Source organism: Nocardia sp. bgisy134, assembly GCF_057708325.1.
This window is the reverse complement of record NZ_JBYIRW010000018.1, coordinates 73,255-85,301: the sequence shown is the minus strand read 5'-3', so window position 1 is coordinate 85,301 and position 12,047 is coordinate 73,255. Positions and strand designations below refer to the sequence as shown.

The following is a 12,047-nucleotide window of genomic DNA, read 5'->3' as shown; positions in this document are numbered from 1 at the left end:
CCACCCCTTTGCCCAGGCGATTTGGTTGCTGACGTGCCGGTGGTGTAACTTTCATCAGGCACGAGGGAAACCGAGTGCGACCCACCAAGGGGCTATGGCGCAGCTGGTAGCGCACCACACTGGCAGTGTGGGGGTCAGGGGTTCGAGTCCCCTTAGCTCCACAGAAATAGCAGGTCAGGCCCGGTCTCAGACCGGACCTGACCTGTTTTTTTGTGTCTGACCCCGCGCTTACCCCCCGTTTTGGGTCCTGGATTCTGTTTGGCCGGTGCGATGGGGGCGGTCGTGTACCTGCTGTGGTTACCGTCGTCGCAGGTTCGTGCCTCCGGCAGGGCACATCGAACATGGGAACGGGGATGACCTGCGGTTTTCGGGTAGGCGGTTGATGATCGAAGCTGAATACCCGCTGTAGGCAGGCAGTGCCGTTGTCTTTGCCGGGCAGTATGCCTGTGACTGGGATGAAGCCCAGCGCTTCGTTCAAGGCTTTGTTGGTCATGAAGTCGGCACAGTGTTTCCGCAGGGTGCCAACGTTGCCCAGCGCTTCCCATGATTTCCTTGTTGCCGCAGGTAGATGGCCATTCTGTAGTCCCGAAGCTATTCGTTCGTTGCCCCGAGTTCCCATCGATTCCCGTCTGCAAATCGTAGAGAAATCGTAGAACCGCACGCTCCAGGCGGGCCGGTAGAACAGGATTTCCCCGTCCGCGCTGTTGGGCGAGGCACCCAAGAAGACGCCTCGGAGACTTCAAAGCACGCTACGTTTAACGACGAGCCTGCCCAAAGCTGGTGCAGCTCTTCGAACCTGCCGCTGAGGGTGGCATCGCTAATCGAACAAACTCGCTGCACTAGCACCTTCTGCCTCTGGTGCCGCCCAGAACGACCCGGGGAACCGGGATGGGTAGGAACCCGCGACAACGCAGCGGCGCCCCCGCCGCTGGGCGCACAGCGCGGCAGGCACCCCGCAGCGCTACGGGGCGGCGGACACCCACCGATGGCTTGGCAGCTACACCACCGGAATAGACCTCGCCCGAATGACCAGGCACCCTGATGATCTTAGAAAGCTGTACCTGGCGCGCGTGGAACGGCTCGTTGGTTGTGCCAGTGAATATTGGCGTCGTATGTCAACGTGGCCGGAGACGGGTACGATCCACTCTCGCCGCTCGTCCTGGTTCTGGGCGCTCGTCGGCATCGAGCGCTGCAGTCTCGCACTGGAGTGTCGATGTCGACAATCTCGCGACCCGTGCTTTTCCTTGCGGTCAAGGTGCGGGCCCATTCGAGGGATTCTTCGCCGTGCAAGTATCCGCCGTCATCGGTAGGTCCCAAATCAATAGCTTCCTGATGCTGGTCCAGAGCGGTGAGGGTTGGGTGTAGGCGAGGACAGCGCCTGGCGGACCGGTATCAGGCCGCGGCGGGCGGCGCGGACCGCGGCGTCCACTGGTCGTGGGCGGACTCCCGGGCATGTTCCTCGTCGCTGTGCTCGATGCGCCTCATCGCCGAACGCAGCAGCGGCGGAGCCATCAGCGAGGTGACGATGGCGACGAGCACAATGATCGTGTACGCCTCTGTTCCGATGACACCGAGCCGGAACCCCACCATCGCGACCACGACTTCGACGACGCCGCGGGCATTCATCCCCGCACCCAACGCCAGCCCTTCTGCGGTGGTGAGGCTCGACAACCTGGCGCCGAGAAAGGCACCGGCGAACTTGCCGACGATCGCCACCGCCAGTACTGCGAGCGCGCCAACTGCTACCTCAGGTCGTGCCAACAGTGTCAAGTCCATGCGGAGGCCCGCCGTCGCCAGGAACAGCGGTGCCAGAACCCACATCACGACAGAGCGGAGGGGCGCCAAGCGGGTCGGCTCCGCCGCACCGGACTGCGCAACGAGGATGCCCGCGGCGAACGCGCCGAGCACCGCCTCAAGTTGGAGTGCGTGGGTCAGCGCCGCGCCGCCCAGCACGACCGCCGTCGCCAGTGCAATCGAAGGCCCGGCATCCTCGGACCGATTGGCCAGACGGAACGCGAAACGGACGAGTGGACGGCCGAGTGTCGTCGCGGCGAGGAGGAACAGCACCAGGTTCAGGGCGGGCAGACCGACCCCGAGAAGGGTCAGGCCATCGGCTGCCATGGCGGCCACCACCGACAGCAGTAACCAGCCCACTGCGTCGTCGATCATGCCGGCCGCCAACGTCAGTTGGCTGACATCGCGATGGAGCAGCTTCATGTCGCTGAGCGTTTTCGCGATCACCGGGATGGCGCTGACGCACATCGCGACGCCGAGGAAGAGCGCGAAGGTGATCCGGTCGGCGGAGTCCGGGCGGGTCGGAGCCGGAAGGTAGTACCCCAGCGCTATGCCCATCGTCAGGGGAATCAGCAGGCCGGCGAGGCTGACCGACAGCGCAGAACGGCGTCGTCGTCGGACCATGGCGAGGTCGAGGTGGGCGCCGGTGATGCCGACGAGCAGCAGGACGCCGATCTGTGCCACCGCGTCGAGCAGGTGCGCTTGTTCCCTGTCGACAGGAAACAGCCACGATTGCAGGTCGGGGGCAAGGTGGCCGAGCAAGGAGGGACCCAGGACAACACCGACCAGAAGTTCGCCGACGATGGCAGGCATGCCGAACCGGGCCGCTAGTCGACCGAGGCACAGGGCCGTCACCAGCAGCAAACCCACCTGAATCAGGAAGACCAACAGTTGGTGTGAGGCAAGGGTGGGAACGGGAACGAACACGGTTGGCCAATCGTCGTCTGCTCACGGACGTGCGGAAGCACGTGACGGCATGTCATCGTCCGCACCCCTCTTAGCTGACCGAGTCCGGTGTCGATGTGGACCATGTCTGCTGCTGGAGCCGGACTCTGTCGTGGTGGTGTGCGGTTCGGTGGAAGGCCGCCACCGGCAACGGCCGCGGCCTTCCCTCGAAACGTGCGGATGTCAGCTGGAAGCGGCGGTCGGCTCGGTCCACCCGAGCCCGTCTGCGGTCGGTACGAGACCGTCGGAGAGGAGCGGCGGTTCCAGAACCTCGCCACGCCCGGCCATGATCGCCTGGATCGCGTTCATTTCTTCCATTACTTCACGCACCACCGGGGCTCCGAACAGGTGAGCCATTCTCTGCCCCGAGTCGGTATCCATATCGCCGGTCTTCGCGGCCGCGTCGGCGATGTCTTTCGACGAGCGGGCGAATCGTTCCGCTGCTTGTGCACCGTCGACGAGCACGCCTTCGCGAGAGTATCCGCCGGCGACGAGGGAGACGAAGGCTTCGAACGAGGACTCGGAGAGGTTGCTGACCCTCCTGGCCTGCCAGAAATACGAATCCTCTGCCTGTTGCATGTTGTAGAACGACGACAGGAACTCGTAGAACACGGCGTACTCCCGCCGATATCGTCCCTCGAACTCGGCGAAGGCTCTCTCCGCACTCGCTGTCCCGTCGAACACGCTGTTGATCGAACGCGCCGCGAGCACGGCCGAGTAGGTGGCCAGGTGAACGCCGGTGGAGAACACCGGGTCGATGAAACATGCAGCGTCGCCGACCAGCACGATGCCGGGCGCGTGGAAGCGCGTGTTGGCGTACGAATAGTCTTTGCGGGTGCGGATCTCGCCGTAGATGCTGTCATCGTCGACGCGTTTGGCCGAGGTCAACATGTTGCGTACGTAGCTGGTCTTGTCGATGAAGCCGTGGAGGGCCTTCTCCTGGTCGCCCTGAAGCTTGGCTGCGTGCTCGCGGCTGATCACCGCACCGACACTGGTGAGATCATCGGTGAGCGGGATGTACCACATCCAGCCCTCGTCGAACGCCTCGCAGAGGATGTTTCCGCTGTTGGGCGAGGGTAGCCGGTCGCCTCCATTGAAGTATCCGAAGAGCGCGATGTTCTGAAAATGTTCGGAGTACTTCCGTTCGCCTCCGGTGGTCTGCCACAGGCGGCTGCGGTTCCCGGAGGCATCGACCACATACGTGGCTGATACCGCGTGCTGCGTGCCGTCCTTGTCGCGGTAGGTAACGCCACGCACGACGCCACCGTCGTCGAGAACGCCGGTTGTTTCGCATTCTTCGCGCACGTCCACACCGTGCCGGGCGGCGTTCTTGAGTAGGATCTCATCGAACTTCGCACGCTCGACCTGGTAGGCGTTCGAGGTCGGGCCGGAGAACTCCGGAGAAATGGAGAACAGGAAATTCCATGGCACCGGATTGGTGCCCCATCGGAAGCTTCCTCCACGTTTGTTCATGAAGCCGGCTTCGGCGATCTCCTGCTCCACGCCGAGGAGTTTGCATACACCGTGCACGGTAGCCGGTAGCAAGGACTCGCCGATTTGATAGCGGGGGAATCTCTCTTTCTCCAGCAGGATTACTCGTCTCCCGCGACGTGCCAGCAGAGTGGCCGCTGTCGAGCCGCCGGGGCCCCCGCCCACTACGACGACGTCGACCTGTTCTTCGTGTGTTGCCATTGCCGTGTACCCCTCCATCTGGAACTAATCGGTTGTCCATGGTCCGACGATCGCGGCGATCCACGCGCCGAGCGTCGGTGTCCCCGCGAGCGTCACGAAGTCCGCGTTCTCGGATCCTTCCGCCCGCCATTTCTCGACCAGCTGCATCAAGCGGATCGAATCAAGGCCGGCGTCCACGAGGTTCGTGTCGTCGGATATTTCTTCGGGCGGGACACCGAGCGCGGATGCGACATCCGCGGTCACTTGTTCACGGGAAATAACTGCAGGCATGAGGACCCCCTGTTCTTGGTAATGGTTGACATTTGTGGTGGATGAGTTTCCTTTAGCCGCGCAACGCATTTCGAAGCGCGGCCCTGCTGTCTTTACCGACGCTCGTCTTGGGGAAGTCGGTGACTATTCGCACTTCATCAGGCAGTTTCCAATCGGCCAACCCGGTCTGCCGTGCGAAGGCTCGCAGCTCCCGAAGGGAGGGTTCGTCTGGCCCGGCTGGCACGATAAAGACGCAGGTGCGCTCGCCGAGTGTGTCGTCTGGCAGGCCTACGGCGATGGCATCGCCAACAGCTGGGTGCTGGAGCAGTTGACGTTCGAGTTCGGCAGGGGAGACCTTCTCGCCCCCGCGGTTGATGACGTCGCTCGTGCGACCGTGGACGGTGAGGTCCCCCGCCGGGCTGACGCTAACGATGTCGCCGGTGCGGTACCAGCCGTCGGTTGTGAAGGACCGACGATTGGCTTCGGGATTTCGGAAGTAGCCACGGATCGTGTACGGGCCTCTGGTCATGAGGTGGCCGGGGGTCCCCGGATCGACGGGTACGTCCAGGTCGTCTACGACGCGCACCTCATCGAGGGGAGACATCGGTCTGCCTTGGGTGTTGAGCACGATGTCGTCCGGTCCGTCCAGCGCGGTGTAGCAGACGAGTCCCTCCGCCATCCCGAATACCTGCTGAATTTGCACTCCGAGCACGCTGCGGATTCGGGTGGCGAGCTCGGTGGAGCATCGCGCGCCGCCGACCTGGACTACGGTGAGGGCACCCTCCACCTGCCCGGTCTGTTCGGCGGTATCGGCCCACAGCCGCGCCAGTGGCGGTACCAGCGCCGTCATGGTCGCCGCGGTGCGGCTCGCGAACGACAGCGCGCCACTGGGCGATGGATCGGCCGTCAGCGCGACGGTGCCGCCTGCCCACAGGGTCCCCAGGATGCCGGGCGAGCTCAATGTGAAGTTGTGCGCTGCAGGCAGCACGGCCAGATAGACACTCAAGGGCCCGAGCTGGCAGACTTCGGCGCTGCGCCGGACGCTGTAGAGGTAGTCGTCATGGGTGCGTGGGATCAGTTTGGGAGTTCCGGTGCTGCCACCGGACAGCATGAGCAGGGCCACGGCATCGGCAGTCGGTTCATGGTGGCAGGGCCTCGGTGCCCGGCGCAGGTCGGACAGGTCGGTCTGCGCTGCAGCGTGGGCGCCGGCCGAGCCTACAGTGATCACGTGTCGGACCGTCGGCACCTCACGACGGATTCTGTGGGCGAGGGCTTGCGAGGCATACCCGGCGGTGTCGTGGGCAACGATGATGGCGACCGCGCCACTTGCGTCGGAGAGCGCGGCGAGTTCGGTGTGCCGGTGTGCCGGGAGCGCCATGACCGGTACGACGCCGAGCCGGAAGAGCGCGAACAGGACTTCGACGAACTCGACCGTGTTGGGAAGTTGGAACACGACACGGTCGCCGGCCCGCAGTCCGAGCGCGTCCAGGCCAGCCGCCAGCGAGGACGCGGCGGCGTCGAGTGCGCCGTAGGTGATGTCACGAACCGGGTCGCGCGCAGCGAGTCGATCTGGGTGTTCGGCGGCGCGCATGCTCAACATCCGCCCGAATGTGAGGCCTGCCCAGCAGCCGGTCGCACGGTAGTGCTCGGCTGTTTCCTCGGGCCACGGGACGTGGTCGGTCGCCGCTTCGTTGGTCATGATTTCCCCCATGAATTACCGCCGATCGAAGTGTGAGGCGAGACCGTCTCGACACTGGGGCAGCGTTGATTATTGTTTTTGATCGGTGAACAAATTATCTACTGCGACAACAGATTTAGAATCCTGCTCACGGGCTGCCCGGCACATGCCGGGCCGTGGGCGTCGGTACGGCGGCGCCTCAGATCCCGATTCGGCCTCCTCCTGTCTTCCAGATCGAGGCGACCGAAGGGCGCGGCTGGGCGTTTCCGCCGTCAGTCCAATGCGACCGCGGAACCTCCACGGTCGCCTCATCGAACTCGCCCGGATGCTGCACGCATACGATGACGCGTTGTTCGGTCACGATGGGCCCGCAGGTCTCGGCGCCGGGAGGCACCGTCAAGAACTGTCTGGTCTCCCCACGATTCGGTCCCTCCAACACCACGGAGAACAAGCCGTCATTGGACTCGAGAGCGTTACCGTCGGTGGCGATCCACAGGTTGCCGTACGGGTCTAACGCCAAGTTGTCCGGACATGAGATCGGGCTGACCCGGGACTTGTCAAACCCGCCGTAGTAGGTGTCAGCGGCCGCTGGATCGCCGCAGACCAAAAGCAACGACCAGGTGAACTGCGTGCCGGTGTGCTGGTCGTCGATTTCGAGGACCTGGCCGATCTTGTTCCGCGTGCGCGGATTGGCCGCGTCCACACCGGGTTTGCCGTCGGCGCCGCGGGCGGGGTTGTTGGTCAGCGCGACATAGATCCTGCCGGTGTGCGGGTGGGGTTCGATGTCCTCGGGGCGGTCCATCTTGGTGGCACCGACCTTGTCCGCGGCCACGCGAGTGAACACCGCCACTTCGGCTGCCGACATGCCCTCGACGAACGACCTGCCCGTACCGTCGGGGAAAGATTCCAATAGGGGAATCCACCGGCCCGTACCGGTGAAGCCGCGCTCGGACGGTGCGACGCCGGTGCCGTGCACTGTGCCGTGCTTGTCACCGGAAAGCTCGGCGACATAGAGGGTGCCTTCATCGAGGATGGTTATGTTCTTGCGACGACTCGCTGCGGTGCCCCCGGCTTCGATTCTGCGTGCGGAGACGAATTTGTAGATGTAGTCGAACATCTGGTCGTCGCCAGTGTAAGCAACGACATCACATACCGCTGTGACGTAGACATTGGCGCCCTCGTGTTTGATGCGACCCATGGCCGAGTGCTTGACGGGCGTCGAGGTGGAATCCCAGGGGTCGATCTCGACGACATAGCCAAATCGATTGGCCTCGTTGGGTTCCTGTGCCAGGTCGAATCGTTCTGCTGTGCGTCCCCAGCCGTAGGAGGTGGTGGCACCGCGCGGGAAGCCGTAGCGGTTGGCGCGGCTTCTGCTGGTGGGATCGCTGAGCTTGTCGCTGTTCGCGAAGTACCCGTTGACGTTTTCTCCGCCGGAAAGCACTGTGCCCCAAAGGGTTAATCCTACCGGGCAGTTGGCGAAGGTTCCCAGTATCGCGGTGCCGGTCGGGTCGGCGGAGGTTGTGGTGTACTCGCTGGCCGCAGCGGGCCCGATCAATGCGAACTCGGTATCGGCGGTGATTCGGCGGTTGTACTTGCCGAACACCGGAGTAAATCGTCCGGAGTCGGCCTCGCCGGCCACTTCGACAATGGACAGTCCGTGTGCGGCCTTGGTGATGGCAATCTGCTCATCGGTGATGGCGTGGGTGTCGTAGCCGCGGAACATGTTCGGGCCGGTGGTGTACTCGTGGTTGACCACGAGCAGGTAGGAATGCGGCTGTCCCTCGATCGGCAACAGGGCAGCGAAATCGCAGTTGTAGCCGAACTGGCGGGCCTGCGCGGCTGCGCTCTGGTTCTCGAAGTCGAATGCTGGCGCGTCGTCGAAAAGAGCGTCACCCCAACGAATGACGACCGCCAGCTCATAGCCTGCGGGGATGATGATCGCGTCCTCGGAGTTGGGTGCCACCGGTGGGAAGCGGGTGCCTGTTCCGTCGCCGACCGGGCGCGTCGCCGGCTCACTCGCACCGTCGCCGCACGCGGCGACCGTCATCCCTGCCCCGACGGCGAGCAATGCCGCGCCGGCTCGGAGGAATCCGCGGCGGTTCGGCGAGCGCACCATGTCACCGGAGTAGGCGTTGGTGGTGGTGTTCGGCGGCGCATGGAAGCACGCGTTGCCGCACCGGTATTCGCATGTCAAGGCCTGACGCGAGCCCTGGCCGGGATGGCGCACGAACAGCGGGAGCCCGTGTGTGGCCGAGTCGAAGGGAGCGCTCACTGGGCGCCCTCCTCGGCCTTGCCCCGGACCGGCTGGCTACGTCCGGCCGACCACGCGCTCCACAGCTGGGCGTATTCACCGTGCGCGGCGATCAGCTGGTCGTGGGTGCCTCGCTCGATGATCCGACCGTGTCGCATGAGGATCACCTCGTCGGCGCGGGCGGCCTGGTCGAGGCGATGGGCGACCACGATTGCGGTGCGGCCACGGGTAATCCGCAACGCGGCGGACTCCAGCTCCGCAGCGCCGGACGAGCCGGCTTCCGCGGTCGCCTCGTCGAGTACGACGACGGCGGGGTCGACCAGTGCCACACGCGCCAAGGCCACCTGCTGGGCCTGGACCGGGGTGAGTGCGGTGCCTTGTGCCCCGACCGTGGTGTCCAGGCCCGCTTCGAGTTCGGCGACCCACTCCGCGGCACCGGCCGTGCGCAGCGCCGTGTCGAGCTCTGCGTCGGTGGCTCCAGGTCGGGCCAGCATCAGGTCTTCGCGCAGGGTGCCGGAGAAGACATGTACGTCCTGGGTGACCATGCAGATCAGCCGCGCTCGTACCGCAGGGTCGAGATCTGCGATGTCGGTACCGCCCAAGCGGACATCGCCCGATGCGGGCGGACGCAGACCGGCAAGGACAGCGGCAAGCGTCGACTTCCCGGCACCGGACACGCCCACGACCGCCAGTGTCTGCCCGGCCGCGACGTCGACGCTCACCTCGGCGAGCACCGCACGATCCCCGTAGGAGAAACCGATATTCGTGGCGCGAAGACGGCCGTGTGCCGGGCCGGGTTCGGATTGCCGATGGTGCTCCGGTGCGCCCGATACCGGCACCTGGGTGGTCTCGATGATCACCCCGATCATCCGGCGCAGCGACGCCGACGCCGACGAGATCGGGTCCACGACCAGCAGGAGCTGTCCGATCGGACCGAATAACCGAAGGAAATACAGTGTCGCCGCAGTAACGGTCCCGACCGACACCGCACCGTCACGCACGAGGTGAAACCCGATCACGAGCAGTAACGTCATCCCGAGCCACTCGGCGAAGTTGACCCGCCCGAACAGCCGGTTGTTGAGGATCCTGATCGTGATGGACAGCCGGACCACAGCCCATGAGTGGTCGCCGATGCGAGCCCTCCGGTCGGGCTGTAGCGCGAACGCACGTACGGACGACAATCCGCGCAACGAGGCCAGCAACTCGGCTGCCCGCCGGCCCCGGCGACGGCGTTCCTCGAGATACTGCGCAGGCGCCGAGCGACGATATCTGTGTAGCGCGAAGGCGTAGACCGGCAGTAGTGCCACCCCGACCAGGAGGAATCGCCAATCCAGCGCGGCCATGCCGACGAGGGTGACGGCCACGGCGAATCCGGCGCCGGTGACCGCAGGAAGCACCTCGGACACGGTCTGGGTCAGCATTGTGACGTCATCGGTGGTCCTGGCGATGAGATCACCGGCCCCGACCCGTTCCAGCCGGGCCAGTGGCAGATGCATGCCGCTATCGATGACACGTTCGCGTAACCGCGCGATGACACGGTCCACCGCACCCGCCATCAGAATGAATCCGAACGACGTGAGCAGTGCAGAAGCGGCAGTGGCCGCGACCATGAGTCCGCCCGCCCACCAGACCGCGGTGGTACTGGTCCATACGATGAGCCGATCACCGTTGCTGACCAGATCGACGATCGCGCCCATGAGGCGCGGCGTTGCCAGGGCAGCCGTCGCACCACCGATCAACAGAATCACCGCGAGGACGATCCGCGGCAGATATGGGCGGGCTGCGTCGAGGACGCTAGCGCGGACCTCGCGCCCGGAAGCGACAGTCAGCTGTAGTTGCGAGGTCTCGGCCGTAGTGGCGGTCGCCTGCGATACATGAATGGTTTCGGTGACGACCGTACTCACGAGCCCACCCTCTCGGCCGCAGCATGCCATGCAGGAGAACCGGTGAACACGAGTGTGGTGCGGCCCGCGCGAAGCTTAGCCACACGGGCGACGACGACAGCTTCGGTGACCGAGTCCACGGCTGTGGTGGGGTTGTCGAGGACCAGGACATCGGGATCTGCGTACAAGGCGCGAGCCAGTGCGACACGCTGACGTTGTCCGCCGGACAGCGCAGTTCCGGCGTCACCGACCTGGGTGTTGAGCCCATCGTCTGCAACAAGGTCATCGAGCCCTGCGGCGAGCAGCGCAGCCTCGGCGCTGACTCCCCGCTCGGATCGGGCGCCCAATTCGACGTTCTCGAGGACGGTCCCTTCGAACAGATCGCCGACGTGCGGGGCCACGAGAACGGACTGTCGCAGCTGCTCGGGTGCCAGGTCGCGCACGTCCGTGTCGCCGATCCTCGCGATCCCGTGGGCACAAGCAACACTCAACGCCAGCGCCGACGTCGCGGTAACGGCTTGACTCGAGGGCCGATCCAGCACGGTCAGTGTCCCCGGCCGCACTTCGATATCGGCGTCGCCAAGCCGCAGCACCAGCGGGCCCGGAACGTACGGGCGGTCACCTTGACCTTCGAGGAGGGTGGGTGCCTGCAGCACCGAGAGGACACGAGATGCTGATGCCTTGCCGGAAGCCCACATGACGCTCGCGAGTTTGGCGATGGACTTCATCGGCTCGGTGATCAACTGGGCGAGGCCGACAACGGTGATCAACTCGCCGATGTCGATACTGCCGTGCACCGCTTGCAGGCCTGCGAAGACGGCGATCCCGGCGACGAAGGCGCCCGCGAGAGCAGTCAACGTACCCGACAGTGTCGCGGTGGCGCTGTTGGCGTGCAGGGTCGCCTCGAGTGCCCGGTCCGAGCGGGCCCGGTATCGGTCAACGGCCGTGTCCTCGGCGCCCAGGCCCTTGATCACACGTACCCCGTGCATCAGGTCTGCTGCAGTGCCGGCCGCGAGCGCGGCCGCGCGCTGCTGGCGTCCGACCCGCGCCGAGAGCGGACCTCCGATCCGGTCGGAAAGAATGACCACCGCGAATGCCCCGGTCAGGGTTCCCATGCCCAGTGGCGGGGAGATCGTGAGCAACACCGAGGCGGCGAAAAAGATCCCCACCAGGTTGCCGATGGGGTAGATCAGCACCCCTTTCGTTCTGGCCACTGCGTGTGTGTCGCCTGAGGAGATCGCGAGAAGTTCCCCTGGGAGTCGGCGTTTGCCGCCCAGCCCGTTCGGATCCAGTGCGCGGTCGCAGATCCGCATGCGTAGGCCATGGTCGACGAAGTTCATCGCGATCCAACCGAGCCGGGAGGCGTAGCGGAAACTGAACGACAGGCCGGCGAAGACGGCGGCGAGGACGGCGATCCATTTCATCAACGCACCGCTGTCGCCGGTGGTGACACCGTGGTCGATAGCGATACCGACCACCACCGGTACCAGCATCACCCCGACCTGATGTGTCGCGGACAAGGTAACAGCGGGGAGCATGTACTGCGGGTGTGCGA

The 12,047-nt window shown here is 65.0% G+C and carries 7 protein-coding genes and 1 tRNA gene; 1 reads left to right on the top strand and 7 read right to left on the bottom strand.

Going from position 1 to position 12,047, the window contains the following annotated elements; genetic code table 11:
* Window positions 1–88: 88 nt before the first annotated feature.
* Window positions 89–161, top strand: a tRNA-Ala gene (locus tag AC3ERS_RS27760).
* 1,231 nt (window positions 162–1,392) lie between these two features.
* Here AC3ERS_RS27760 and AC3ERS_RS27755 read toward each other — a convergent pair.
* From AC3ERS_RS27755 to AC3ERS_RS27725, 7 genes are all read right to left on the bottom strand, one after another.
* The gene (locus AC3ERS_RS27755) at window positions 1,393–2,721 is read right to left on the bottom strand and encodes a cation:proton antiporter (protein WP_431971044.1); all 1,329 of its coding nucleotides are present in this window, start codon (window positions 2,719–2,721) and stop codon (window positions 1,393–1,395) included.
* 201 nt (window positions 2,722–2,922) lie between these two features.
* A complete protein-coding gene (locus AC3ERS_RS27750) occupies window positions 2,923–4,431 on the bottom strand; it encodes a tryptophan 7-halogenase (protein WP_431971043.1) in 1,509 nt (502 codons plus the stop codon).
* Between the two features lie 24 nt (window positions 4,432–4,455).
* A complete protein-coding gene (locus tag AC3ERS_RS27745; RefSeq protein ID WP_431971042.1) occupies window positions 4,456–4,674 on the bottom strand; it encodes a phosphopantetheine-binding protein in 219 nt (72 codons plus the stop codon).
* Window positions 4,675–4,753: 79 nt separating this feature from the next.
* A complete protein-coding gene (locus AC3ERS_RS27740) occupies window positions 4,754–6,379 on the bottom strand; it encodes a (2,3-dihydroxybenzoyl)adenylate synthase (protein ID WP_431971041.1) in 1,626 nt (541 codons plus the stop codon).
* A 178-nt stretch (window positions 6,380–6,557) separates the two neighbouring features.
* On the bottom strand, window positions 6,558–8,630 hold the full coding sequence (locus AC3ERS_RS27735; RefSeq protein WP_431971040.1) for a PhoX family protein: 2,073 nt from the start codon (window positions 8,628–8,630) through the stop codon (window positions 6,558–6,560).
* The gene (locus AC3ERS_RS27730) at window positions 8,627–10,513 is read right to left on the bottom strand and encodes an ABC transporter ATP-binding protein (RefSeq protein WP_431971039.1); all 1,887 of its coding nucleotides are present in this window, start codon (window positions 10,511–10,513) and stop codon (window positions 8,627–8,629) included. Before AC3ERS_RS27730 ends, AC3ERS_RS27735 begins: the two co-directional genes overlap by 4 nt.
* On the bottom strand, window positions 10,510–12,030 hold the full coding sequence (locus AC3ERS_RS27725; protein ID WP_431971136.1) for an ABC transporter transmembrane domain-containing protein: 1,521 nt from the start codon (window positions 12,028–12,030) through the stop codon (window positions 10,510–10,512). Before AC3ERS_RS27725 ends, AC3ERS_RS27730 begins: the two co-directional genes overlap by 4 nt.
* Between the last annotated feature and the right edge of the window lie 17 nt (window positions 12,031–12,047).

Coding starts and splice junctions, on each gene's coding strand:
- AC3ERS_RS27750 (WP_431971043.1), bottom strand. CDS start 4,431: ATGGCAACACACGAAGAACAGGTCGACGTCGTCGTAGTGGGCGGGGGC.
- AC3ERS_RS27740 (WP_431971041.1), bottom strand. CDS start 6,379: ATGACCAACGAAGCGGCGACCGACCACGTCCCGTGGCCCGAGGAAACA.
- AC3ERS_RS27725 (WP_431971136.1), bottom strand. CDS start 12,030: ATGCTCCCCGCTGTTACCTTGTCCGCGACACATCAGGTCGGGGTGATG.